The sequence below is a fragment of the Actinomadura meridiana genome (genome assembly GCF_039537545.1).
Lineage (GTDB): Bacteria > Actinomycetota > Actinomycetes > Streptosporangiales > Streptosporangiaceae > Spirillospora > Spirillospora meridiana.
In genome coordinates this window covers 58,049-82,706 of sequence record NZ_BAABAS010000027.1, presented here as the reverse complement: position 1 = coordinate 82,706, position 24,658 = coordinate 58,049, and the positions used below count along the sequence as shown (strand labels likewise).

Genomic DNA, 24,658 nt, shown 5'->3' with positions numbered 1-24,658 from the left:
CGCCAGCGCCGCGCGTTCGCGTCGGCGCGCCACCCGACCGCGTCCCGGGCCGCGCGGGACCTGTCGAAGATCTCGGTCCTCATCAGGCCGGGTTCCCGCTAGCGCAGCGCGGTCTCCTGGGCCGTGGCCGCCGTCGTCGCCTTGCCCGCGCGGGGACGCAGGGCGCCCGCCGACAGGGTCATCAGCGCGACCACTCCGGTGATCATGGCGAAGGCGGCCGGGTAGGACAGGGCCCCGGCCGTCCAGCCGGTGACGGCGGGCGCGGTCAGCCCGGACAGATAGGTGATCGTCGCGACGCCCGCGACGCCCTCGCCGGGGGTCGAGCCGGTGTCGGCGGCGGCCACGAACACCAGCGGGACGACGGTCGCGACCCCGACGCCGAGCAGCGCGAACCCGCCCATGGCGAGCCACGGGACGCGGGCCGCCACGACCAGCACACCGCCGAGGACGGCGACCGACCCGCCGCACCGCACGACCGTCGCGGCGCCGAACCGGCGGACCAGCAGGTCACCGGCGAGCCGGGTGGCCGCCATGCACGACATGAAGATCGTGAACGCGGCGGCGGCGAGGCCGGGACCCGAGCCGGTGACCTCGGTGAGGTAGACGGCGGCCCAGTCGGCGCTCGCGCCCTCGGCGAACGTGCCGCAGAACCCGACGAGCCCGATCGCGAGGACGGCCCGGGTCGGCAGCGCGAACCGGCGCGGCGCCGGGACGCCCTCGGACGGCCGGTCCGCGAGCAGCCCCCGTCCGGCAAGGGCGCCGATGGCGAGCAGGACGGCGGCGACCAGGCCGAGGTGGAGGCGGGCGTCCACGCGGGCGTGCGCGGCGAGGATGCCGACGCCCCCCGCCGTCAGGCTGCCGATGCACCACAGGCCGTGCAGGCCGGAGATGATCGGGCGCCGCAGTTGCCGCTCCACCGCGACGCCGTGGCCGTTCATCACGACGTCGCACATGCCGGACGCGACCCCGTACAGCAGCATGGCCCCGAACAGCCAGACGGGCGCGGGCGCGAGCGCGGGCAAGGCGAGGACCGCGCACCACGCGAGCAAGAGGAGGCGGACGGTCCGCCGCTCGCCGATCCGGTGCGCCAGGCGGCTCGCGGTCGGCATGCCGGTGAACGCGCCGATGGACGGGCACAGCAGGGCGAGGCCGAGGAGGCCGGGGGACAGGTCGAGCCTGTCCTGGATCCAGGGGATGCGGGTGGCGAGGGTGCCCGCGACGGCCCCGTGGACGGTGAACACGATGCCGATGGCGCGGTGTCGAGGGTCCATGGCCCAGAAACTAACAGGCAGGCTTCCTGATGAAAAGAGAAATATGCAGGCTCCCTGACTAATATGACCGGCATGAAGACCGCCGACCCGACGATGGCCCGCGCGATCAACGACCGGCTCGCGCTCGACCTGCTGCTGGAGCGCGGCCCGCTGACCGCGCCGCAGCTGCGCGCGCTGACCGGGCTGTCCCGGCCGACCGTGTCCGACCTGATCGAGCGGCTGCGCGCCGCCGGGCTGATCGAGGTGGCGGGGGAGACGGGCGCCGACCGGCGGGGCCCGAACGCGCGCCTCTACGGGCTGGTGGCGGGCCGCGCGCACGTGGCGGGCGTGAACCTGCGCCGCGACGTCGTCCAGGTGGGCGTCGCCGACATCGCGGGCACCGAGATCGGCGTCGTGTCCCGGCCCCTGTCGGCGGAACCGGACCTGGTGCAGGTCATCGCCTCGGCCATCGACGAGGCGGGGGAGGGGCGCGTGCCGCACACGGTCGTCCTCGGCACCCCGGGCCTGATCCATCCGCGGACCGGGCTCGCCAGCGACAGCGGCGTCCGCGGCGGACGGCCAGACCTCGGCACGGCCCTCGCGGAACGGCTCGCCGCGCCGGTGATCGTGGAGAACGAGGTCAACCTCGCGGCGATCGCCGAGCACCGGGGCGGCGCGGCGGCGGGTCGCGACGACTTCGCGCTGCTGTGGATGGACGACGGCGTCGGCGCGGCGATCGTCCTGGACGGCAGGCTGCGGCGCGGCGCGTCCGGCGGCGCGGGCGAGGTGGCGCTGCTGAAGTTCGGCGGCGAGGACTTCTGCTGCCTGCTGGAGGCCGAGGTCGAACGGGACCTCGGCCCCGAGGCGCTCGCCGACATGATCGTCAAGAGCGTGTTCGTGCTCGTCGCCGTCCTCGATCCGGGGCTCGTCGTGCTCGGCGGCGGGATCGGCCGCCGGGGCGGCGAGGGGCTCGCCCGGCTGGTCGCCGACCGGCTCGGTGCCATCTCGCCCGCGTCCACCGAGGTGCGGCCGAGCGCCGTGGAGGGCGACGCCATCCTGCGCGGCGCCGTGCTGACCGCCCTCGACCTCACCCGCGACGCCGTCTTCGGCGGCTAGCCCGCCGGTGTTCGCCTAACCGACCTGTGCTTGTTAGCCGACCTGTGCTTGTTAGCCGACCTGTGCTTGTTAGCCGACCTGTGCTTGTTAGCCGACCTGTGCTTGTTAGCCGACCTGTGCTTGTTAGCCGACCAGGCCGTTCTCGTAGGCGTAGACGACGGCCTGGGTGCGGTCGCGCAGGGTGAGCTTGGTGAGCACGTGCCCGACGTGCGTCTTGACCGTCTGCTCGGCCAGCACCAGCTCGGCCGCGATCTCGGCGTTGGACAGCCCGCGGGCGATGAGTCGCAGCACGTCCAGCTCCCGGGGCGTCAGGCCCGCGGTCGCCTTCGGGCTTGGCCGCTGGTGGCGGCGGCGCCGGGCGAAGTCGCCGATCAGGCGGCGGGTGATGGAGGGCGCCAGCAGCGCGTCGCCCGCCGCGACGACCCGCACGCCGTTCACCAGGTCGGCCGCCGAGGCGTCCTTCAGCAGGAAGCCGCTGGCCCCGGCCCCGAGCGCCTCGTAGACGTACTCGTCCAGGTCGAACGTCGTCAGGACGAGCACCTTCGGCCGCGCCCCGGCCGGGTCGGCGTCGGGGTCGTGGCCGCCGGTCAGTTCGGCGGTGGCGGCCAGACCGTCCATCTCCGGCATCCGGATGTCCATGACGATCACGTCCGGGTCGAGTTCGCGGGCCAGCTCCACCGCCTCGCGGCCGTTGCCCGCCTGCCCGATCACCTCGATCCCCGCATCGGAGGACAGCAGCGCCGCGAGCCCGTCGCGGATCATCACCTGGTCGTCGGCGATCAGCACCCGAATCGTCACGTGCCAACCCTACGGGGCGATTCCGGGGGGCGTGGGGGGTCGTCCCCCACAGCGGCCCGGGGTACGGAAGATCAGTCAGGATCTCCGTAGGGGAGGTCGGCGACGACCGACCAGCCGCCCTCCTCGCGGGCGCCCGTGTCCAGGCTGCCGCCCAGCATCGTGACGCGCTCGCGCATCCCGACCAGGCCGTGCCCGCCGCCGTGCGACTCCTCGGGCGTGCTGCGCGGCCCGTCGTCGGACACCGACACCGTCAGCGCCTCCGTGCCGTACCTCACCTCGACGTGGACCCGGGCGCCCGGTGCGTACCGGGCGGCGTTGCTCAGCGACTCCTGGACGATCCGGTACGCCGACAGGTCGACGCCGGCGTTCAGCGGCCGGGGCATCCCGACGACGACGGTCGCGACCGACAGCCCGGCGCGGCGGGCCGCCGAGACCAGGTCGTCGAGCCGGTCCAGGCCGGGTTGCGGGGTCCGCTCGGCGCCCTCGTCGTCGGAGCGCAGCAGACCCACGACGCGGCGGGTCTCGGTGAGCGCCTCGCGCGCCGCGTCCCGCACCACGCCGAACGTCTGCTTCGCCGCGTCCGGCAGGTCCGGGATCTTGTAGGGGGCGGCCTCCGCCTGCATCGCGATCACCGACATGTGGTGCGCCACGACGTCGTGCAGCTCGCGGGCGATGCGGGCCCGTTCCTCCAGCACCGCCTGCCGGGCGAGGTCCTCGCGATGCTGCTCCTCGCGCCTGCGCAGCTCCTCCACGGCGGAGTGCCGCCCGCCGACCGCGTCGCCGAACGCCAGCGCGACCACCGTGATCCCGGCGAGGATCATCCCGAACCAGCCCGGCATTCCGAACAGCACGGCGGGCGTCAGCACCCCGCAGATCGTGACGGTCCCGACGCCGACGCTGGTCTGCCGGTCTGCGCCGACTCCGGTGAAGAACAGGATGATGACCAGGGCCAGGACCGCGGGGACCGGCCACGGCATGAAACCCGTCCCGTGCCGGGCGAAGACCGTCAGCAGCAGCCCGAGCGCGGCGACCCGCCACGCGGCCAGCGGCCACCGCGCCGCGAAGATCAGCGGCGCCGCCTGGAGCAGGCCGAGCGGCCAGGCGGCCTCCGGGTTCACGCTGTACTCGACGATGAAGATCGCGATGGACCCGCCGGTGAAGCCGATCGTCATCGCGAGCAGGATCGCCAGCAGCGGGAGGCGCAGCGCGAGCAGCCCCGGCAGCAGCGTGACGGCCGGGTCGTCCCGGCCGGGGAGGACGGCCGAGCGGACGCCGGAGATCAACTGGGTTCGGGCCCCCGACGCGGCCTGATCTGGATCGTTCATCACGGTCGAGCCTAGAACCAACGCTCCGGACACGGCCTGCCCCGGCGGAGGGAGATGCGACCCGCCCCCCTGGTATCACCTGGCAGGGAGTGATCTTGCGGTGATCGGCGGGGCGACGGACACTGCGGAGATGAGCGATCTGAGCCATCCGATCTTCGCCCGGCTCTATCCGCGCCTGGACGCCGGGTGCGCCAAGGCCGGCGGCGACGCGCACCGCGCCGAGCTGCTCGCCGGGGCGTCCGGCCGCGTGCTGGAGGTGGGCGCCGGTTACGGGGCCAACTTCGCGCACTATCCGCCCGAGGTCACCGGGGTCGTCGCCGTCGAACCCGAGCCGCGGCTGCGTGCGAGGGCCGGGTTCTCCGCCGCGGCGGCGTCCGTGCCGGTCACCGTGCGGCCCGGCCTCGCCGAGCACCTCGACGAAGACGACGCCTCGTTCGACGTGGCGGTGGCGTCCCTCGTGTTGTGCTCGGTGCGCGATCCGGTGCGGGCCCTCGCCGAGTTGCGGCGCGTCCTGAAACCCGGCGGGGAGCTGCGTTACTACGAGCACGTCCGGGGCCGGACACCGGGGAAGGTGCGGTTCCAGCGCTACGCCGACCTGCTGTGGCCGTTCCTCGCGGCGGGCTGCCACGTGTCCCGCCCGACGGACGAGTGGATCGCCGGATCCGGGTTCACCGTCCGGGACGAGCGGCGCTTCGAGTTCCCCTCCGGCCGGGCCAACCCGGCGTCGCCGCACGTCATCGGCGTCGCCATCCGCGACTGAGGACGCCCACACAAGGTCCCGCGCACGGACCCGCACGCCGTCCCGCGCAAGGCCCCGCATAAGGTCATCCCGCCGGGGAAGATCAGGCGCATGACCGACCGGCCCTCCCACTCCACCGCCACCGCCGTCCTCCTCGCGGGTGCCGCCGCACTCGGCGGGTTCCTGTTCGGCTACGACTCCTCGGTGATCAACGGGACGGTCGACGCGCTCAAGGAACAGTTCGACCTGAGCGGCTTCGTCGTCGGGTTCGTCGTGTCGGCCGCGCTGCTCGGCTGCGCGGTGGGCGCCTGGTTCGCCGGGCCGGTCAGCGACCGGATCGGACGGGTCCGGGTGATGCTCGCCGCGGCGCTGCTGTTCGTGGTCAGCTCGCTCGGCTCCGCGCTGGCGTTCAACCCGGTGGACCTGACGTTCTGGCGGCTGGCCGGGGGCGTGGCGATCGGCGCCGCGTCGGTCATCGCGCCCGCCTACATCGCCGAGATCGCGCCCGCCGAGCTGCGCGGACGCCTCGGCTCGCTCCAGCAGATGGCGATCGTCCTCGGCATCTTCGCGGCGCTCGTCGTCGACTACGTCATCGCGCAGGTCTCCGACGGCGGCGCGACTGGAACGTTCCCCTGGGGCGGTTCTGCGTGGCGGTGGATGTTCGCCAGCGCCACGGTGCCCGCCGTCGTGTGGGGCTTCATCGCCACGAGCATCCCCGAGTCGCCGCGATACCTGGTGAAGAAGCACGACCTGCCCGGCGCCCGGAAGGTCCTGGCCCGTGTCCTCGGGCATGGCGACGTGGACGCCAAGATCGGCGAGATCTCCCGGTCGATCGCCGCCGACCGGCCCGTCCGCCTGCACGACCTGCGCGGCTCCCGGCTCGGGCTGCTCCCGATCGTCTGGATCGGGATCCTGCTGTCGGTGTTCCAGCAGTTCGTCGGCATCAACGTGATCTTCTACTACTCGTCCTCGCTGTGGCAGGCCGTCGGGTTCTCCGAGGACAACGCCATGCTCACCTCGGTCATCAACTCGATGGTGAACGTCGTGTTCACGCTGGTCGCGATCGCCCTCATCGACCGGGTCGGACGGCGTCCGCTGCTGCTGGTCGGCGCGGCGGGCATGGCGATCTCCCTCGGCACCCTCACGGTCTGCTTCGCCACCGCGCCCGTGGTGGACGGCGACCCGCAGCTGGGCGGTGCCGCCGGTCCCATCGCGCTGGTCGCCGCCAACGCGTTCGTCGCCTCGTTCGCCGCGACCTGGGGCCCCGTCGTGTGGGTGATGCTCGGCGAGATGTTCACCAACTTCATCCGGGCGTCCGCGCTCGCCGTCGCCGCCGCCGCGCAGTGGCTCGCCAACTGGGTGATCACCACGACGTTCCCCGGCATCTCCGGGTTCTCCCTGGGCCTCGCCTACGGCATCTACACGCTGTTCTCCGTCCTGGCGCTGCTGTTCGTGATCCGCGCCGTCCCCGAGACCAAGGGCCGCGAGCTGGAGGACATGGACGGGCTCACCGCCCCGAAGGCACCTGCCCGGCCGAAACCCATCGGTTAGACTCGGAGACATGCCGTACGTGTTCGAGACGACGACGCCGGGTCACTCCCGGCGCGACGGCGGCATGTCCTGACATTGCACGCTGTGGGGCCCCGGGAGCGATCCCGGGGCCCTACTGCTGTCCGGGATCGCCGATGGGGCCCTCCACCAGGAGAGGAACGCTCATGAAGGCGGATGCGTCCGGGAGCCATCCCGAGTCGATAGCATCGGAACCCGCCGATCCCGGCCCAATACCACGAGGAGTATCCGTGTCCGAGCTGCGCATCATCCTCGACGGGAGCGAGCGGGCGGTGCCGGTCGGCGCCACCGCGGGCCAGGCGCTGGACGCCGACGGCCGCACCGTGATCGCGGCCCGGGTCAACGGCGAGCTGCGCGACCTCGCCGCCGAACTGCGCGACGGCGACGCCGTCGAACCCGTCGAGATCGGCTCCGCCGACGGCCGGGCGATCATGCGGCACTCCGCCGCGCACGTGATGGCGCAGGCCGTCCAGGAACTGTTCCCCGACGCGCGGCTCGGCATCGGCCCGCCCGTGGAGAACGGCTTCTACTACGACTTCGACGTCGCCGAGCCGTTCACCCCCGACGACCTCAAGCGCGTCGAGAAGCGGATGCGCGAGATCGTCAAGCAGGGGCAGCGGTTCGCCCGCCGTCCCGTCTCCGACGCCGACGCCCGCGCCGAACTGGCGGCCGAGCCGTACAAGCTGGAGCTGATCGGGCTCAAGGGCTCCGGCTCCGCCGAGGACGCGGCCGAGGGCGCGAGCGTCGAGGTCGGCGGCGGCGAGCTGACCATCTACGACAACCTCGACGCCAAGTCCGGCGAGCTGCGCTGGAAGGACCTGTGCCGCGGCCCGCACCTGCCGTCCACCCGGGTCATCCCCGCGTTCAAGCTGATGCGGTCCGGCGGCGCCTACTGGCGCGGCAGCGAGAAGAACCCGCAGCTCCAGCGCATCTACGGCACCGCGTGGGAGTCCAGGGAGAAGCAGGACGAATACCTGAAGTTCCTGGAGGAGGCGGAGAAGCGCGACCACCGCAGGCTCGGCGCCGAGCTCGACCTGTTCTCCTTCCCGCCCGAGATCGGCAGCGGCCTCGCCGTCTTCCACCCGAAGGGCGGCGTCGTCCGCCGCGTCATGGAGGACTACTCCCGCCGCCGCCACGAGGAGAGCGGCTACGAGTTCGTCAACACCCCGCACATCACCAAGGGCTCCCTGTTCGAGACCTCGGGCCACCTGCCCTACTACGACGAGGACACCTTCCCGCCGTTCGAGGTGGACGGCTCGGAGTACCGCCTCAAGCCGATGAACTGCCCGATGCACAACCTGATCTTCAAGGCGCGCGGGCGGTCCTACCGTGAGCTGCCGCTGCGGCTGTTCGAGTTCGGCTCGGTGTACCGGTTCGAGAAGTCCGGCGTGGTGCACGGCCTCACCCGCGTCCGCGGCATGACCCAGGACGACGCGCACATCTACTGCACCAAGGAGCAGATGGGCGACGAGCTGAAGGGCCTGCTCACCTTCGTCCTCGACCTGCTGCGCGACTACGGGCTGAACGAGTTCTACCTGGAGCTGTCCACCCGCGACGACTCGCCCAAGTTCATCGGCGAGGACGCCGACTGGGAGGAGGCCACCGAGGCGCTGCGGCGGGCCGCGCAGGAGTCCGGGCTCGACCTGGTCGCCGACCCCGGCGGCGCCGCGTTCTACGGCCCGAAGATCTCCGTGCAGGCCAGGGACGCCATCGGCCGGACCTGGCAGCTGTCCACCATCCAGGTCGACTTCAACCAGCCCAAGCGGTTCGGCCTGGAGTACCAGGCCGCCGACGGCACCCGGCAGCAGCCCGTCATGATCCACCGGGCGCTGTTCGGGTCGATCGAGCGGTTCTTCGGCGTGCTGCTGGAGCACTACGCGGGCGCGATGCCGCCGTGGCTGGCGCCGGTGCAGGCCGTCGGGATCCCGATCGCCGACGACCACGTCCCGCACCTGCGCAGGGTCGCCGCCGCGCTGCGCGAACGCGGCGTCCGGGTCGAGGTGGACGCCTCCTCCGACCGGATGCAGAAGAAGATCCGCAACGCGCAGAAGCAGAAGATCCCGTACATGCTCCTGGCGGGCGACGACGACGTGGCCAGGGACGCCGTGTCGTTCCGCTACCGCAACGGCGAGCAGCGCAACGGCGTGCCGATCGACGAGGCGGTCGACGAGATCGTCAAGGCGATCGAGGCCCGCGTGCAGATCTGACGGGCCCGGATGGCCCGTCCACCGACAAGAAGGAGACGCGGATCCGCGCGGCGACGACCGCGCCCGGTGTGGGTGCGGATCGCCGGGTACGGCGGGTCCGCGCTGCTGGCGGCGGCCGCCGTCGCGGTCCTCCTCATGCCGTTGCTGGACGACGGGAAGCGCGGCGCCGGTACCGCGGGTGCCCAGGCCTCCGCGGCCCCGTCCGCCGCGCGCCCGCCGTCCGGCCAGCCCGCGTCCCCGGCGGCGCCCACGCCCGGACGGGACGGCGGCAGCACCTACCCCGGTGAGCAGGGCGACGGCGGGCCGCCGATCCCCGAGCAGGGCGGGTCGGGCGGCGTGTCCCTGTGCCCGCGCGGGGCGGCGTCCTACCGGGCGGCGCGCGACGGCGTGGACGTCGTCGTCCGCGTCTCCGCGAGCGGCGCCGTCCGCGCCGAACTGACGCTGGGCGGGGGAGAGGCCCCGGAGTCGCGGCAGACCACGGTCAGGGGTGGCGGCCAGCACACGTTCCACTTCACGGGCGTCGCGCCGGGGCTCGTCCAGCGCGTGAAGGTCACGACGATCTCCGTCGGGATCACCATGCAGACGTGTTACGCCCGTCCGGTGGCGTGACCGTTCGGCACGTGGACGTCCTGGACGGTCACGTGCACCGCCGCGACCCGCGTCCCCAACATCAGCCCCGTGACCCGGGCCACGTTCGTCTTCACGAGCTTGGCGACGTCCCTGACCACGGTGCCGTACTCCACCGCGATGACGACGTCGAGGGTGACCTCGTCCGCCGCCTCGTCGAAGTCGACGTGCACGCCCGTCCCCGCCGCGCCCGCGTCCGGTATCAGGGCGGCGACCCCGCCGACCTCCAGCGCGGCGAGCGCGGCGATCTTCCCGATGACGCCGTCCTCGATGGTGATGCGGCCGTCCACGCCGGTCGAGATGTCGCCGGGCGAGCCGTGCAACGTCATCGGCAGCGCGTTCGCACCCGAGGTCGTGACGGAAGGCCGCGCGGGTGCGGGCGCTGGTGCGGGTGCGGGCAGTGGCACGCCGGGCGGCGGTACCGTCCCCTGCCTTCCGGCCGGTCCGGGAAAGAACGGCCCCGGCCCCGTGCGCGGCGCCGGCTCGCCGTCCCCGGCGAGGCCCTCGTCAAACCCGGTCATGATCGCTCCCAGGGGTCGGTCGGGTGACCATCGTGGCGGAGCGACCCGCGAAACGTCACGCGAACGCGCCTTCGCGGCCGCGTTTTGGCCCCCCTGTTACAGGCGCGGTTGCGGCCACAGGGCGGCATCCCGCCTACTGCCCGGGGCCCGCCGCTCTCTATGCTGCTGCTCAGGCCTTGGACAAAAGGAGACCGCCGTCTTGAGCGCAGAGAATGAGCGCACGCCCAGCTCCGAGGAGGAGAGGGGGGGCGCGGGCACGCCCGACAACTTCGAGCGGCTGTGGACTCCGCACCGGATGGCCTACATCAAGGGCGAGAACAAGCCGACCGGGGCGGGCTCGGACGACGGCTGCCCGTTCTGCGAGATCCCGAAGATGCCGGACGAGGACGGCCTGGTCGTGGCGCGCGGCGCGGCGGTGTTCACGGTGCTGAACCTGTACCCCTACAACTCCGGGCATCTGATGGTCGTCCCGTACCGGCACGTAGCCGACTACTCCGACCTGGACGAGCCGGAGTACACGGAACTGGCCCTGTTCACCCAGCGGTCGCTCACGGCGCTGCGCAAGGCCAGCGGTGCGCAGGGCTTCAACGTCGGCATGAACCTCGGGCTCGTCGCGGGCGCGGGGATCGCGGCGCACCTGCACCAGCACGTCGTGCCGCGCTGGGGCGGCGACACCAACTTCATGCCGGTCGTCGGCCACACCAAGGTGCTGCCGCAGCTCCTGCGCGACACGCGCCGCCTGCTCGCCGACGCCTGGCCCGACGACTGATCCCTCAAACGTGCCGTTGCTCAGGCACGCCATTTCTCAGGCGTGCTGTTTCTCAGGCGTGCAGGGCCTCGGTGGGCGGGGCCGGGGGAGGGCCCGCCGCCGCCGTCAGTTCGGAGACCGTGACGAACTCGAAGCCCTTGGCGCGCAGGCCCCGGATCATAGGGACCAGGTTCCGCAGCGCCACCAAGCGGTCGGGGTTGCCGGTGTCGTGGGCGAGGACGATCGTGCCTGGCTGGGTGTTGTTGACGATGTAGTCCACCAGCTGCGGCGGGTGGTCCTGGTACGTCTTCTCCAGCATCTTGATCGACCAGAGCGTGATGTCGTAGCCGAACTTCCCGGCGGCGCTCAGCGTCGCGCCGCCGAGCCGCCCGTAGGGAGGCCGCAGATGCTTGGGCTCCTTGCCGGTGATCCTCGTGATGGCGGCGTGCGCGCGCTGCACCTGACGGCAGGCGTCCGGGTGGGTGAGCTGCGCCAGGTCGGCGTGCGTCCAGGTGTGGTTGCCCGCCTCGTGGCGGTCCATCCGGCCGTGCACGATCCGCGCGTGGTGCACCAGCCGTTGGCCGACCAGGAAGAACGTCGCCTTGACGCGCTCCTGGTCGAGGATGTCGTGGACCATCGGCGTCCACTTCGGCATGGGGCCGTCGTCGAACGTCAGCGCCACCAGCTTCTGCGACGTGTCGACGGACCAGGTGACGTCGACGTGGCCGTGGGACGGTCGCCAGGGCCCGGCGATCGGGATGGCGCTCGCCTTGGCCTCGTGGTCGTCGTCGCGTGGTGCCGCGGCGCCGACGCCCGCTCCGAGGGCGAGTCCGCCCGCCGCGATCCCCAGCCCCTTGATGACCTTGCGACGCGCGGGCGCTGGGCGCGCGTCACGGTCCCCCGTTTCGCTCATGACGGTTCGAGCGTCCCACGGCTGAACCTCGTTCGGCCTCCGTCTCAGGGCCGAACAGTGATCAGACTCCGGGATGACACTCCGGTACGGGGCCTCCCCCGTACCGGAGTGTCCCGGATTCTCCCGGAGGGGGATCAGCCTTCCTTCGCGTCCGCGGTGACCTTGTCGGCGAGGTGTGAGGGGAGCGGTTCGTACCGGAGGAACGTCCTGTTGAACGTGCCGGTTCCCTGCGACATCGACCGCAGGTCGATCGCGTACCGGACGATCTCCAGCTGCGGCACCTCCGCCTTGATCATGGTGCGGCCGCCGGGCACCGCCTGGGAGCCGAGCACCCGGCCGCGCCGCGACGACAGGTCGGACATGATCGGGCCCACGTAGTCGTCGGCGATGAGCACGTCCACCTCGTCGACGGGCTCCAGCAGCAGGATCGGCACCTGGCCCGCCGCGTCCTTCAGCGCGAGCGACCCGGCGGCCTGGAACGCCATGTCGGACGAGTCGACCGAGTGGGCCTTGCCGTCGTGCAGGGTGACCTTGATGTCGACCAGCGGATATCCGGCGGACACGCCGCGCGTCATCTGCTGCCGCAGGCCCTTCTCCACCGACGGGATGAACTGCCGGGGGACCACCCCGCCGACGATCTTGTCGACGAACTCGAAGCCCGCGCCGGACGGCAGCGGCTCCACGTCGATGTGGCAGATGCCGTACTGGCCGTGGCCGCCGCTCTGCTTGACGTGCCGGCCGAGGCCCTTGGCGGCCCCGCCGAACGTCTCCCGCAGCGGGACGCGCAGCTCGACCCGTTCGACCTCGACGCCGTACCGGGAGCGGAGCCGCTCGATCAGCACGTCGGCGTGGGCCTCGCCCATGCACCACAGCACGAGTTGCCGCGTCTCGGAGTTGTTCTCCAGCCGCAGCGTCGGGTCTTCGGCGACGAGGCGCCCGAGAGCCTGGCTGAGCTTGTCCTCGTCGGCCTTGGACTTGGCCTGGATCGCGACCGGCAGCAGCGGGTCGGGCATCGACCAGGGCGCCATCACCACGGGGGAGCCGGGGTCGGACAGCGTGTCGCCGGATTCGGCGCGGCTCAGCTTCGCGACCGCGCAGATGTCGCCCGCGGCGCAGGACGCGACGGTCCGCTGCGCCTTGCCGAGCGGCGAGGCGAGCGCGCCGACCCGTTCGTCGACGTCGTGGTCCTCGTGCCCGCGCTCCTCCATGCCGTGCCCGGAGACGTGCACGGTCGTGTCCGGACGCAGCGTCCCGGAGAACACCCGCACCAGCGAGATCCGCCCCACGTACGGGTCGGACGTCGTCTTGATCACCTCGGCGATCAGCGGGCCCTCCGGGTCGCAGGCGACCTCCTTCGGGGGGCCGCCGCGCACCGGGGTCACCGGGGGGATGCCGTGTTCGAGGGGGGACGGGAACGCCTGGGTGATGACCTCCAGCAGCTCCAGCATGCCGACGACCGGGCCGGGATGGTCGCCGTGCGGGACGGACGTCGCGAGGACGGGGTAGAAGCTGCCGCGCGCCACCGCGGTCTCCAGGTCCTCGATGAGCGCCTTGACGTCGATGTCCTCACCGGACAGGTACCTGTCCATGAGCGACTCGTCCTCGCTCTCCTGGATGATCCCCTCGATCAGCGTCGCGCGCTGCTCGGCGATCTGGTCCAGGTACTCCGGGTCGGGGTCGCAGTCGGCGCGCTTCCCGGTGGAGTAGTCGAGGCAGCGCCGCGTGAGCAGCCCGACCAGGCCCTTCAGCCCGTCCGGGCCGCCGACCGGGAAGTACAGCGGCGCGACGCCCTCACCGAAGACGTCCTGGCAGGTCAGCACCACGTCGTCGAAGTCGCCGCGCTGCTGGTCGACCTTGGTGATGACGACCGCGCGGGGCATCCCGACGGCCGCGCACTCCTCCCACAGCATCCGGCTGAGGCCGTCGATGCCGTCCACCGCCGAGATCACGAACAGCGCCGCGTCGGCGGCGCGGAGCCCGGCCCGCAGGTCGCCGACGAAGTCGGCGTAGCCGGGCGTGTCGATCAGGTTGACCTTGATGCCGCCGTGGTTGAACGGGGCGAGCGACAGGTTCACCGAGCGCTGCTGGCGCACCTCGACCTCGTCGTAGTCGCTGACGGTCGTGCCGTCCTCGACCTTCCCCGCCCGTTGCAGCGCGCCGGTGGCGGCGAGCATCGCCTCCACGAGCGTCGTCTTGCCCGACCCGGAATGGCCGACCAGCGCGACGTTGCGCACCTTGTCGCACCCGTCGGCCTCCGGTGCTCTGCCGGGCGTTCCCGGGTGTCCTCCCCTGTCCGCCATGCCTACCTCCTCGGACGGGTCCGCCCGCGCGTGGCGGGCCCGCGTACGGTTGGGGCCCGGCCCCTGGTGCGGCGGCCCGGCCCTGACGTCCGAGTGCGGCGTCCGACCTCGTCCAACGGGTGACCGACGTCACACCCGTACCGCCACCCTTTCCCGTGACGCGCGGGATCACAAGGGGTGAACGGCAATCAACCGTGATCTGCCCGCGCCGCCACGGCCCGAACCAGGCCCCGGCCGGGCGGCCGCCGGGCGGCGACCGGGTGATGACCATGGTCCGGCCACGTCGCTCCACTGGTCGCACTACCATTGGGCCGCCCGAGACCACGAGAACGGACGGCGATGCTCAACAACTTCAGGCCCGCGCTGGAACGGGCGTTCAAGCCCATCGGGACCACGGTCGCGCGGACCGGGCTGTCGCCCAACGCCATCACCGTCATCGGCACGCTGGGCGTGTCGGCCGGGGCGCTCGTGCTGTTCTCGCGCGGTGAGTTCTTCTGGGGGACGATGGTCATCACCGCGTTCGTCCTGTTCGACATGCTGGACGGCGCCGTCGCCCGCGTCACCGGCAAGATCTCCAAGTTCGGCGCGTTCCTGGACTCCACGATGGACCGGGTCGCCGACGCCGCGATCTTCTCCGGGCTGATGATCGGGCTGTACCGGGACGGTCAGGAGGCCCTCGCCGGAGTCGCGCTGTACTGCCTGGTCTCCGGGGTCGTCGTGTCCTACGCCAAGGCGCGCGCCGAGGGCCTCGGGTACACCTGCAACGTGGGCATCGCCGAACGCGCGGAACGTCTCATCGTCGCGCTGGTCGCCGCCGGGTTCGACGGGCTGGGCGTCCCCTTCATCCTGGCCGTCGCGTTGTGGGCGCTGGCCGGGCTGAGCACGATCACGATCGGGCAGCGGTTCGCGACCGTGTACGCCCAGGCGAGGGACGCCGTCCGGCCCGGGGACCCGGCGCCGGAGCCGCGCCCATGAAGGCCGCCCGTCCACGGTCCCGCGCCGCGGGTCTGCGGGACGAGGCGATGGACGCCGCGTTCACCGCGGGCTGGACGATCGTCCGGAAGATGCCCGAGCGCGCCGCCCGGCTCGCGTTCACCGCGCTCGCCGACCACACCTGGCAGCGGCACGGCACGGGCGTCCGGCAACTGGAGAAGAACCTGTGCCGCGTCCTCGGCAAGGACGCCGTCGACGACGAGGTCCGCGTCCTCGCCAAGCGGGTGCTGCGCTCCTACTTCCGCTACTGGCTTGAGGTGTTCCGGCTGCCCGAGTACGACCGGGCGCGAATCCTCGGCAGGATGCGGGTCACCGGCGAGAAGAAGATCTTCACCAATCTCGACTCCGGCCGCGGCGTCATCCTCGCGCTGCCGCACATGGGCAACTACGAGCACGCCGGGGCCTGGCTGGTGCACTGCGGATACCCGTTCACCACCGTCGCCGAGCGGCTCAGGCCCGAGTCGCTGTTCGACCGGTTCGTCGAGTTCCGGGAGGGGCTCGGCATGGAGGTCCTCGCGCACCGGGGCGCGTCCGCGTACGGGCGGATGGCGCAGCGGCTGCGCGCCGGACGGCCGGTGTGCCTCGTCGTCGACCGCGACCTGACCGACAGCGGCATCGACGTCGAGTTCTTCGGCGCCACCGCCCGGATGCCCGCCGTTTCCGCCGCGCTCGCGATCCAGACCGGCGCCGCCCTCATCCCCGTGACACTCTGGTACGAGGGCGAGTACTGGGCGGCGCGCGTCCACGACGAGATCCCGGTACCGGACGAGGGCGGCAGGCAGGAGAAGATCCAGGCCATGACCCAGCGGCTCGCGAACGTCTTCGAGGCGGGCATCGCCGCCCACCCCGAGGACTGGCACATGCTCCAGAAGGTCTGGGTCGACGACCGGTGAGAGCGGGCCGGTGAGAGTAGGCATCGTCTGCCCGTACACGTGGAACGTGCCGGGAGGCGTCCAGCAGCACATCGGCGACCTCGCCGAGGCGCTGATCTCGCTCGGCCACGACGTGTCGGTCATCACGCCCGCCGACGACGACGCGGCGCTGCCCCCGTACGCGGTGTCGGCGGGACGCGCCGTCCCCGTGCCCTACAACGGGTCGGTGGCGCGGCTGGCGTTCGGGTTCCTGTCGGCGGGCCGCGTCCGCCGCTGGATCCACGAGGGCGGCTTCGACGTCCTGCACGTCCACGAGCCCGCGGCGCCGTCGCTGGGCCTGCTGGCCTGCTGGGCGGCCGACGGCCCGATCGTCGGCACGTTCCACGCCTCGTTCGGCAAGTCGCGGGCGTTGTCGGTGGCCGCGCCGATCCTGCGCAGCGCCCTGGAGAAGATCACCGGCCGGATCGCCGTGTCCGAGGCCGCCCGCACCAGCCTGGTCGATCATCTCGGCGGCGACGCCCTGCTGATCCCGAACGGCGTCGCGACCGACCGGTACACGATGGCCGAACCGCTGCCCGGCTGGCCGGGGCGCGACCCGGCGGCCCCGCCCGCGTCGCTCGGCGGCGGCGCCCTCGGCTTCCTCGGCCGGATGGACGAGCCCCGCAAGGGCATGGACGTGCTGGTGCGCGCCTTCGAGATCCTGGGACGGCGCCGCCCCGGGCTGCGGCTGCTGATCGCCGGGCCCGGCGACGTCGAGGACGTGCGCGACCGCGTCCCGGCCGACCTGCGCGACCGGGTCGCCGTCCTCGGTCAGGTCAGCGAGCGCGACAAGGTCCGCGCCTACCACTCGGTGGACGTGTTCGTCGCCCCGAACCTCGGCGGCGAGAGCTTCGGCATCGTCCTCGCCGAGGCCATGTCGGCGGGCGCCCCCATCCTGGCCAGCGACATCGAGGCGTTCGACCGGGTGCTGCGCGGCGGACGAGCCGGGGCGCTGTTCCCGGTCGGCGACCACGAGGCCCTCGCGGCGGCCGCCGGTGACCTCCTGGACGACCCGGCCCGCCGCAAGCAGCTCTCGGCGGAGGCCCGCGCCGCCGTCCGCGCCTACGACTGGTCGGCCGTGGCCCGCGACGTGCTCCGGGTCTACGAGACGGTCACCCTGGGCGGCGCCGGAGCGGGCGTCGTCGAGTCCGAGGGGCCGCGATGATGTCGTACGACTGGATCATCGACTTCCTGTTCTGGGTGGCCGCCGCGTTCCTGGTCGCCGTGTACGTGTCGTGGCGCGCGACGCGGCTCGACCGGCTGCACGTCCGCGTCGAGACCGCGCGGGCCGCGCTGGACGCCGCGCTGGTCAGGCGGGCCGCCGCCGCGCTGGAGTTGGCCGCGTCCCGGCTGCTGGACCCGGCCGCCAGCCTGGTGCTGGCCACCGCCGCGCACGAGGCCCGCACCGCCGACGCCGACAACCGCGAGTTCGCTGAGAGCGACCTGTCGCGGGCGCTGCGCGCCGTCGTCGACCAGCCGGAGTTCGTCGGCGCCGTCACCGCCGGGGGAGCCGCCGAGGGCGAGGCGGTGCTGGACGAGCTGTCCTCGTCCGCGGCGAAGGTCGCCTACGCCCGCCGCTTCTACAACGACGCGGTGTCCCAGGCCAGGATCGCGCGCCGCAAGCCCCTCATCAGGGTTCTGCCGCTCGCGGGCCGCGCGCCCCTGCCCGGCTTCTTCGAGATCGACGACGACCCGCCCGGCATCTGAGCGCGGGGGAGGGGCCCGTCCGTATCTCCGGCGGGGCGCGGTCGATCGTGTCCGCTACCCTCTGGCAGGTGTTTCAAGGGGAGGGGCTGATCGTGCGATCCGTTCGGGATGTCGCCGTCCGGCGGCGGGCGGGGGCGTGGGTCGGCGTCGTCGCGCTCGGAACCGCGGCCCTCGCGGCCTGCTCCGACTCCGGCGGCCCGGCGTCGGCGCCGCCCCCGCGCAGCACCGGCCAGCCGTCCCCGTCCGCGACGCCGACCCCCGCGACACACCCGTTCAACGGCGGCACGAGGGGGCTGACCAACCCCGTCCTCGCCGTCAAGATCGAGAACACCCGGCCCGCGCTGCCCCAGTACGGGGTGAGCGCCGCCGACATCGTCTACGTCGAGCAGGTCGAGGGCGGCGAGACCCGGCTGATGGCGGTGTACTCGTCCAAGCTGCCGAAGCGGGTCGGGCCCGTCCGCAGCGCCCGGATCTCCGACCTGCACATCCTGCCGCAGTTCGGCCGCCCCGCCTTCGCGTTCTCCGGCGTGCAGAGCAAGATGAAGAAGTACGTCCGCAAGGCGCCGGTGTACGACATCTCACAGGAGAACGCGGGCGGCGCCTACGCCAGGTCCAGCGCCAAGCCGATCCCGTACAACCTGTACGGAGATCCGAGGGCGCTGCTCGAACGGGCGCCGAAGGCGCAGGGTCCGCGCGACATCGGCTTCCGCTTCGGGCCCGCGCCCGCGGGCGGCAAGGCGATCAAGTCGTTCACCGCCCGCTGGCCCGCGGCGACCATGGGGTTCACCTGGTCGGCCAAGCAGAAGCGGTGGCTCGCCAGCTGGGGCGGGCGTCCCGACCTCGCCGCCGAGGGCGGCAGGCTCGGCGGCCGGACCGTCGTCGTGCAGTACGCCAGGACGACCCGGTCGAAGTTCCACGACTTCCTCGGCAGCTACACGCCGCTGATCCACACGACCGGGACGGGGCGGGCGCTCGTCCTGCGCGACGGCAAGGCGTACAAGGCCGCCTGGTCGCGCTCGTCCGAGAACGAGGGCACCACGTACACCACCCCGGAGGGTGCGCCGATGACCTTCGCACCGGGGCAGGTCTGGGTCGTCCTCGTCAACGACGGCAAGCCCTACACCCCGTAGAAGACACCCCGTAACGGAAACCACCGAAGTGGTTGACACCCTGCCGTCGAACAGCCCAACGCACAGCGAATAGCATGGAAGACGACTTATCACCCGTTCACGTGAGGTATGCCGTGTCGACTTCCACTCCCGTCCCTGCGAACATCGCGCCCGAGGCCGAGAACATCGCGCCCGCGACGGGGACCGCCCGCGTCAAGCGCGGCATGGCGGAGATGCTCAAGGGCGGCGTGATCATGGACGTCGTCACGCCCGACCAGGCGAAGATCGCCGAGGACGCGGGCGCCGTCGCCGTGATGGCCCTGGAGCGGGTGCCCGCCGACATCCGCGCCGAGGGCGGCATCTCCCGGATGAGCGACCCCGACATGATCGACGGGATCATCGCCGCGGTCTCCATCCCCGTCATGGCCAAGGCCCGCATCGGCCACTTCGTCGAGGCCCAGGTGATCCAGGCGCTCGGCGTCGACTACATCGACGAGTCCGAGGTGCTCACGCCCGCCGACTACGAGCACCACATCGACAAGTGGGCGTTCACCGTCCCGTTCGTCTGCGGCGCCACCAGCCTCGGCGAGGCGCTGCGCCGCATCACCGAGGGCGCGGCGATGATCCGCTCCAAGGGCGAGGCGGGCACCGGCGACGTCTCCAACGCCACCACCCACATGCGTAAGATCCGGCAGGAGATCCGGCGGCTCCAGTCGCTGCCCGAGGACGAGCTGTTCGTCGCCGCCAAGGAGCTCCAGGCCCCCTACGAGCTGGTCAAGGAGGTCGCCGAGGCCGGGAAGCTGCCCGTCGTGCTGTTCACCGCGGGCGGCATCGCCACCCCCGCCGACGCGGCGATGATGATGCAGCTCGGCGCCGAGGGCGTCTTCGTCGGCTCCGGGATCTTCAAGTCGGGCAACCCGGCGCAGCGCGCCGAGGCCATCGTGAAGGCCACCACCTTCCACGACGATCCCGGCGTGATCGCCAAGGTGTCCCGCGGGCTCGGCGAGGCCATGGTCGGCATCAACGCCGCCTCCCTCGGCGAGGACCAGAAGTTCGCCGGACGCGGCTGGTAACCGATCTGGGACCCCCACTCCACAACGCGCCCTGACAGGGTTTACGCTGGCGGCGCGGCCGGTGACAGGAAGCTTTCCGGGGGGAAGGTCCGGGGGTCGTCCCCCCGGTGTCGAGCGATCCCTGGGCGGCGTCCGGCCGCGGGAGGGGAGAGCATGGCTTGGTCGGTCGCGCTGGCGTGTGCGAGCGAGGGTGATCCCGTCGAGGTGTTCCGGCCGGGCCTCGCCCCCGACCCGGACGCGGCCGACGAGCTCGCCCGCCGCCTCTATCCGGCGGACACCCTGACCGGTACCGGCGACACCGTCCTGGACTTCGCGCTCTGGCCCTACGAGGACGAGCTGTTCGTCGGCGCCTTCGACCGGGCGCTGCTGCTGTGCGACCGGCGGCTGTTCTGCCTCGACGACGACGCCCGCCGGATCGCCGACACCGCCGCCGCGGCGCTGCCCGGCTCGCGCTGCGGCGTGCTCGTCCTGCACACGGTCATCCGCGGGTGCTGGTTCCGCTGGTACGAGTCGGGCGCGCTGCGTCGCGACGTGTTCGTCACGGCCGAGGACGGCGTCGTCGTCGACCAGGGCGAGCGGCTCCCCGCCGAGCGGCCGTTCTGGGCGGCGATCGACGCCGGGACGCCCGACGTCCCGTTGCCGTTCGACCCGGAGGAGTTCGGGCTCGCGCTCGCCGCCGCGCACATGTTCGGCCGCGGCATCGCCGACCGGGGCGACGACGGCTTCCTCCCGTTGGAACTGCCGCTGCGCCGCTACAAGCACGTGTGACGCCCCTACGAGCGTGACGCGGCTACAAGCACGTGTGACGCGCGGGCCCGTCCGGCGGCGGAGAGGGAAGATCCGCCGCGCCGGTGGACGTTGTACGAATGTCCACCATCGGACGACCCCCGCGAACGATTCGGAAGGTTCTACGTGACTGCTGTGCCGACGATCGGTGTCCTCGCGCTCCAGGGCGACGTGCTAGAGCACACCCGCGCGCTGGAGACGGCCGGGGCGCGCACCCTGCGCGTCCGCCGTCCGGTGGAGCTGGAACAGGTCGACGGGCTCGTCCTGCCCGGCGGTGAGTCCACCACCATGTGGCGCCTGGCGCGCTCGTTCGACCTGCTGGAGCCCCTCCGCAAGCGGATCGAGGCGGGGATGCCCGCCTACGGCTCCTGCGCGGGCATGATCATGCTCGCGGACCGGATCAGGGACGGCGTCGCGGGCCAGGAAACGGTCGGCGGCATCGACATGACCGTCCGCCGCAACGCCTTCGGCAGGCAGGTCGACTCGTTCGAGTCCGACGTGCCGCTGGCCGGGATGGGCGACACGCCGTACCACGCCGTTTTCATCCGCGCCCCCTGGGTCGAGTCCGTCGGGGAGGCCGTCGAGGTCCTCGGCCGGGCCGAGGGCGGCTCGAACGCCGGTAGGATCGTCGCCGTCCGTCAGGGGCGCCTCGTGGCGACCGCGTTCCATCCGGAGTTGACAGGCGATTTCCGCGTGCACCACTACTTCGCCGATCTGGTGCGCCGGACGACAGAGGAGGAATGACAGAATGTCCGGCCATTCCAAGTGGGCGACGACCAAGCACAAGAAGGCGGCGCTCGACGCCAAGCGGGGCAAGCTCTTCGCCAAGCTCATCAAGAACATCGAGGTCGCGGCCCGCACCGGCGGCGGCGACCCCGACGCCAACCCGACCCTCTACGACGCCATCTACAAGGCGAAGAAGAACTCGGTCCCCAACGACAACATCGAGCGCGCGCGCAAGCGCGGCGCCGGTGAGGAGGCCGGAGGCGCGGACTGGCAGAACATCACCTACGAGGGGTACGCGCCCGGCGGCGTCGCCATCCTGATCGAGTGCCTCACCGACAACCGCAACCGGGCCGCCTCCGAGGTCCGCGTCGCCCTGACCCGCAACGGCGGTTCCCTCGCCGACCCGGGCTCGGTGTCGTACATGTTCACGCGCAAGGGCGTCGTGATCGTGCCGAAGAAGGACACCAGCGAGGACGACGTGATGTTGGCCGTCCTGGACGCCGGCGCCGAGGAGGTCAACGAGCTCGACGAGGACAACTTCGAGGTCGTCAGCGAGGCCGGTGACCTGGTCGCGGTCCGCTCCGCGTTGGTGGACGCCGGGATCGACTACGAGTCGGCCGAGAGCAAGTTCCTGCCGAGCGTCACCGTCCCTCTCGACGAGGACAACGCCAAGCGGGTCTTCCGGCTTCTGGACGCCCTTGAGGACTCCGACGACGTCCAGGACGTCTACGCCAACTTCGACGTCCCCGACGAGGTCCTCGCCACACTCGACTAGCCGCGCGCCCGCCCGCCGGTCGGCTGGCATACGGTCGGGATCATGGAGATCCGCGCCCTCACCCCAGATGACATGGACCGCGTCCGCGACATGCAGGCCCGCGCCTTCGGCCCGATGCCGGACGAGCGGTGGGAGCGGATGCTCCGGCACACCCTGCCCCTGCTGGCGGACGGGCGGAAGGTCGCCGGTTTCGACGGCGACCGGATGATCGCCACCGGAGTCGTGTACGACATGACGCAGTGGTGGCACGGCCGGGCCGTGTCCGCGGCCGGTGTGAGCGGGATCACGGTCGCGCCGGAGGAGCGCGGCCGGGGCGTCGGACGCCGGTTGATGACCGAGCTGCTGGACCGCTGCGCCGGGTTCGGGCACGCGGTGAGCATGCTGTATCCGGCCACGACGTCGCTGTACCGGTCGGTCGGCTGGGAGCACGCGGGCGCGCAGCACCACGTCGAGCTGTCCACCGAGGCGCTGCGCGGCCTCGCCGCCGATCGCGTCCCGGTCCGCCGGGTCGGCCCGGAGGACGCCGCCGAGGTGGCCGCCGTCGTCGGCCGCGCGCATGAGGCGGCCCGCGACTGTGGTCCTGTCGGCTGGCGTGAGGAACGCTGGAGCCAGCTCCTCGAATCCCGCGAGACCTTCTCCTATCTGGCCGAGGACGGGTTCCTCTCCTACCGCTGGTCAGAGGGAAACAAGGGCCTTGAGGTGCTCCGCGTCGTGGCGTCGTCGGAGCGGACGCAGCGGGCGCTGTGGGCCATCGTCGGTTCCGGCTCCTCGACGGCGGAGAGCGTCCGGGCGTGCGTCGCGCCGTTCGACCCGGTGCTGTGGCTGATCCGCGAGCGCGAATGGGACACGATCCGCCGCAGCCAGTGGATGATGCGGATCGTCGACGTGCCCGCCGCGATCGCCTCGCGCGGCTACCCGCCCGGCGTGGACGTCCAGGCGTCGCTGCACGTCGACGACCCGCAGCGTCCCGCGAACTCGGGCCACTGGCGGCTGGAGGTCAAGGACGGCGAGGGGCGCCTGGAACGCTCCGGCGACGACCCGGACGCCGTCCGGCTCGGCGCCCGTGGCCTCGCCGCGCTCTACGCGGGCGTCCCCGTCGCCACGCTGCGCCGCACCGGGCTCCTGCACGGCGGCGACGCCGACGCGCTCGCCCCCGCGTTCGCCGCCACCCCCTACTCCCTCGACTTCTTCTGACGACACACCCGGCGTCGCTGGCCTGCGGTGCCATGCTTGCTTGGTAGCGTGTCCGTCCGAACAGATGATCGAAGGAGCGGCCGTGCGGGTGATGGGGGTGGACCCCGGGCTCACCCGGTGCGGGGTGGGGGTCGTCGAGGGCACCCCGGGCAGGCGGCTCCACCTGGTGCACGTGTCCGTCGTGCGGACCGCCCCCGGCGACGACATCGCCCAGCGCCTGCTCGGCATCGAGACGGGCATCGAGGCGCTGGTCGACGAGCTGCGCCCCGACGCCGTCGCCGTCGAGCGCGTGTTCGCCCAGCACAACGTCCGCACCGTGATGGGCACCGCGCAGGCCGCCGGGATCGCCCTGCTGATCGCCGCCCGCCGCGGGCTGCCCGTCGCGCTGCACACCCCGAGCGAGGCCAAGGCCGCCGTCACCGGCAACGGCCGCGCCGACAAGGCGCAGGTCACCCGGATGGTGACCCGGCTGCTGTCGCTGGAGGTCGCGCCGAAGCCCGCCGACGCCGCCGACGCGCTCGCCCTCGCCATCTGCCATGTGTGGCGCGGCGGCGCGCAACAGCGGCTCGCCAGCGCCCAGAGGTCCCGGATCGAGGAGGCGGCGCGCGCCGAGCGGGACCGGCTCGCCGCCCGGAGCAGAGGAGGAAGCAGCGAATGATCGCCTTCGTCAGCGGCCGGGTGGCCGCCGCCGGACCCGACGGGGCGGTGATCGACGTGCACGGCGTCGGCCTGACGGTCCGGTGCACGCCCGCCACGCTCGCCGGGCTGCGGGTAGGCGAGCCCGCGAAGGTGCCGACGTCCCTCGTCGTCCGGGAAGACTCCCTCACCCTGTTCGGCTTCGCCGACGACGACGAGCGCACCGTCTTCGAGCTGCTCCAGACCGCGAGTGGCGTCGGCCCGCGCCTCGCGCTCGCGATGCTCGCCGTGCACAGCCCGAACGCGCTGCGCCGCGCCATGGCCACCGAGGACGTCACCACGCTCACCAAGGTCCCCGGGATCGGCAAGAAGGGCGCCCAGCGCATCGTCCTGGAACTGCGCGACCGCCTCGGCGGCCCGGTCGGCGACGACGCGGCCGACCTGCGCGCGCCCTCCCGCTCGGAGCCGTGGCGCGAGCAGGTCCAGATGGGCCTGATCAACCTCGGCTGGTCCGCCAGGGACGCCGACACCGCCGTGGACGCCGTCGCCGCCGACCTCGACGGCACCGAGACGCCTCCCGTCGCGGCGCTGCTCAGGTCTGCCCTCAAGAAGCTGAGCAAATGACGAGCGACGGC

Annotated in this window: 24 protein-coding genes; 18 read left to right on the top strand and 6 right to left on the bottom strand. The window is 72.5% G+C overall.

Annotated elements, in window-relative coordinates:
* Window positions 1-98: 98 nt before the first annotated feature.
* On the bottom strand, window positions 99-1,271 hold the full coding sequence (locus ABD808_RS34270) for an MFS transporter (RefSeq protein ID WP_344906169.1): 1,173 nt from the start codon (window positions 1,269-1,271) through the stop codon (window positions 99-101).
* Between the two features lie 72 nt (window positions 1,272-1,343).
* Here ABD808_RS34270 and ABD808_RS34265 point away from each other — a divergent pair, with 72 nt between their 5' ends.
* Window positions 1,344-2,366, top strand: a complete 1,023-nt coding sequence (locus tag ABD808_RS34265) for an ROK family transcriptional regulator (protein WP_344906166.1) — start codon at window positions 1,344-1,346, stop codon at window positions 2,364-2,366.
* Window positions 2,367-2,489: 123 nt separating this feature from the next.
* On the opposite strand, the gene ABD808_RS34260 is transcribed toward ABD808_RS34265, so the two are convergent.
* Together ABD808_RS34260 and ABD808_RS34255 are read right to left on the bottom strand one after the other, a co-directional pair.
* Window positions 2,490-3,164, bottom strand: coding sequence for a response regulator (locus ABD808_RS34260; protein WP_344906163.1), 675 nt, complete (start codon window positions 3,162-3,164; stop codon window positions 2,490-2,492).
* A 71-nt stretch (window positions 3,165-3,235) separates the two neighbouring features.
* Window positions 3,236-4,489, bottom strand: a complete 1,254-nt coding sequence (locus ABD808_RS34255) for a sensor histidine kinase (protein WP_344906160.1) — start codon at window positions 4,487-4,489, stop codon at window positions 3,236-3,238.
* 130 nt (window positions 4,490-4,619) lie between these two features.
* Between ABD808_RS34255 and ABD808_RS34250 the strand changes: the two genes are divergently transcribed.
* The 4 genes from ABD808_RS34250 (at window position 4,620) to ABD808_RS34235 (ending at window position 9,613) form a co-directional block, all read left to right on the top strand.
* Entirely contained in the window at window positions 4,620-5,249 is a 630-nt protein-coding gene (locus ABD808_RS34250; protein ID WP_344906157.1) for a class I SAM-dependent methyltransferase, read from the top strand.
* A 90-nt stretch (window positions 5,250-5,339) separates the two neighbouring features.
* Window positions 5,340-6,779 (top strand): sugar porter family MFS transporter, encoded by a 1,440-nt coding sequence (locus ABD808_RS34245; protein ID WP_344906154.1) that lies wholly within the window; start codon window positions 5,340-5,342, stop codon window positions 6,777-6,779.
* Between the two features lie 248 nt (window positions 6,780-7,027).
* Entirely contained in the window at window positions 7,028-9,004 is a 1,977-nt protein-coding gene (thrS, locus tag ABD808_RS34240) for a threonine--tRNA ligase (RefSeq protein WP_344906151.1), read from the top strand.
* Between the two features lie 66 nt (window positions 9,005-9,070).
* Window positions 9,071-9,613 carry a hypothetical protein gene (locus ABD808_RS34235; protein ID WP_344906148.1) on the top strand — a complete coding sequence of 181 codons (543 nt, stop codon included), beginning with the start codon at window positions 9,071-9,073 and terminating at the stop codon, window positions 9,611-9,613.
* Here ABD808_RS34235 and ABD808_RS34230 read toward each other — a convergent pair.
* A complete protein-coding gene (locus tag ABD808_RS34230) occupies window positions 9,592-10,152 on the bottom strand; it encodes an Asp23/Gls24 family envelope stress response protein (protein ID WP_344906146.1) in 561 nt (186 codons plus the stop codon). The genes ABD808_RS34235 and ABD808_RS34230 overlap by 22 nt on opposite strands.
* A gap of 199 nt (window positions 10,153-10,351) precedes the next feature.
* Between ABD808_RS34230 and ABD808_RS34225 the strand changes: the two genes are divergently transcribed.
* The gene (locus ABD808_RS34225; protein WP_344906143.1) at window positions 10,352-10,921 is read left to right on the top strand and encodes an HIT family protein; all 570 of its coding nucleotides are present in this window, start codon (window positions 10,352-10,354) and stop codon (window positions 10,919-10,921) included.
* A gap of 52 nt (window positions 10,922-10,973) precedes the next feature.
* On the opposite strand, the gene ABD808_RS34220 is transcribed toward ABD808_RS34225, so the two are convergent.
* Complete coding sequence (locus ABD808_RS34220; protein ID WP_344906140.1) at window positions 10,974-11,813, bottom strand: polysaccharide deacetylase family protein; 840 nt, start codon at window positions 11,811-11,813, stop codon at window positions 10,974-10,976.
* 134 nt (window positions 11,814-11,947) lie between these two features.
* Window positions 11,948-14,113: an elongation factor G-like protein EF-G2 gene (locus ABD808_RS34215; RefSeq protein WP_344906137.1), complete on the bottom strand. Its 2,166-nt coding sequence runs from the start codon at window positions 14,111-14,113 to the stop codon at window positions 11,948-11,950.
* A gap of 339 nt (window positions 14,114-14,452) precedes the next feature.
* On the opposite strand from ABD808_RS34215, the gene pgsA reads away from it, so the two are divergent.
* The 12 genes from pgsA to ruvA all read left to right on the top strand — a co-directional run bounded on the left by pgsA (window position 14,453) and on the right by ruvA (window position 24,647).
* A complete protein-coding gene (pgsA, locus tag ABD808_RS34210; RefSeq protein WP_344906134.1) occupies window positions 14,453-15,088 on the top strand; it encodes a phosphatidylinositol phosphate synthase in 636 nt (211 codons plus the stop codon).
* Complete coding sequence (locus ABD808_RS34205; protein WP_344906131.1) at window positions 15,085-15,999, top strand: phosphatidylinositol mannoside acyltransferase; 915 nt, start codon at window positions 15,085-15,087, stop codon at window positions 15,997-15,999. Before pgsA ends, ABD808_RS34205 begins: the two co-directional genes overlap by 4 nt.
* Before the next feature lie 10 nt (window positions 16,000-16,009).
* Window positions 16,010-17,182 (top strand): glycosyltransferase family 4 protein, encoded by a 1,173-nt coding sequence (locus ABD808_RS34200; protein ID WP_344906128.1) that lies wholly within the window; start codon window positions 16,010-16,012, stop codon window positions 17,180-17,182.
* On the top strand, window positions 17,182-17,724 hold the full coding sequence (locus ABD808_RS34195) for a LemA family protein (RefSeq protein WP_344906321.1): 543 nt from the start codon (window positions 17,182-17,184) through the stop codon (window positions 17,722-17,724). The genes ABD808_RS34200 and ABD808_RS34195 overlap by 1 nt, the downstream gene beginning before the upstream one ends.
* Window positions 17,725-17,816: 92 nt before the next feature.
* Entirely contained in the window at window positions 17,817-18,854 is a 1,038-nt protein-coding gene (locus ABD808_RS34190) for a DUF3048 domain-containing protein (protein ID WP_344906125.1), read from the top strand.
* Between the two features lie 113 nt (window positions 18,855-18,967).
* On the top strand, window positions 18,968-19,906 hold the full coding sequence (pdxS, locus tag ABD808_RS34185; protein ID WP_425549011.1) for a pyridoxal 5'-phosphate synthase lyase subunit PdxS: 939 nt from the start codon (window positions 18,968-18,970) through the stop codon (window positions 19,904-19,906).
* A 153-nt stretch (window positions 19,907-20,059) separates the two neighbouring features.
* On the top strand, window positions 20,060-20,674 hold the full coding sequence (locus ABD808_RS34180; protein WP_344906122.1) for a DUF6928 family protein: 615 nt from the start codon (window positions 20,060-20,062) through the stop codon (window positions 20,672-20,674).
* A gap of 144 nt (window positions 20,675-20,818) precedes the next feature.
* Entirely contained in the window at window positions 20,819-21,436 is a 618-nt protein-coding gene (gene pdxT / locus ABD808_RS34175) for a pyridoxal 5'-phosphate synthase glutaminase subunit PdxT (protein ID WP_344906119.1), read from the top strand.
* 4 nt (window positions 21,437-21,440) lie between these two features.
* Entirely contained in the window at window positions 21,441-22,193 is a 753-nt protein-coding gene (locus ABD808_RS34170) for a YebC/PmpR family DNA-binding transcriptional regulator (RefSeq protein WP_344906116.1), read from the top strand.
* Window positions 22,194-22,235: 42 nt separating this feature from the next.
* A complete protein-coding gene (locus ABD808_RS34165; RefSeq protein WP_344906113.1) occupies window positions 22,236-23,387 on the top strand; it encodes a GNAT family N-acetyltransferase in 1,152 nt (383 codons plus the stop codon).
* 64 nt (window positions 23,388-23,451) lie between these two features.
* Entirely contained in the window at window positions 23,452-24,045 is a 594-nt protein-coding gene (ruvC, locus tag ABD808_RS34160; RefSeq protein ID WP_344906112.1) for a crossover junction endodeoxyribonuclease RuvC, read from the top strand.
* Entirely contained in the window at window positions 24,042-24,647 is a 606-nt protein-coding gene (gene ruvA / locus ABD808_RS34155; protein WP_344906109.1) for a Holliday junction branch migration protein RuvA, read from the top strand. The genes ruvC and ruvA overlap by 4 nt, the downstream gene beginning before the upstream one ends.
* The last annotated feature ends 11 nt before the right edge of the window (window positions 24,648-24,658 follow it).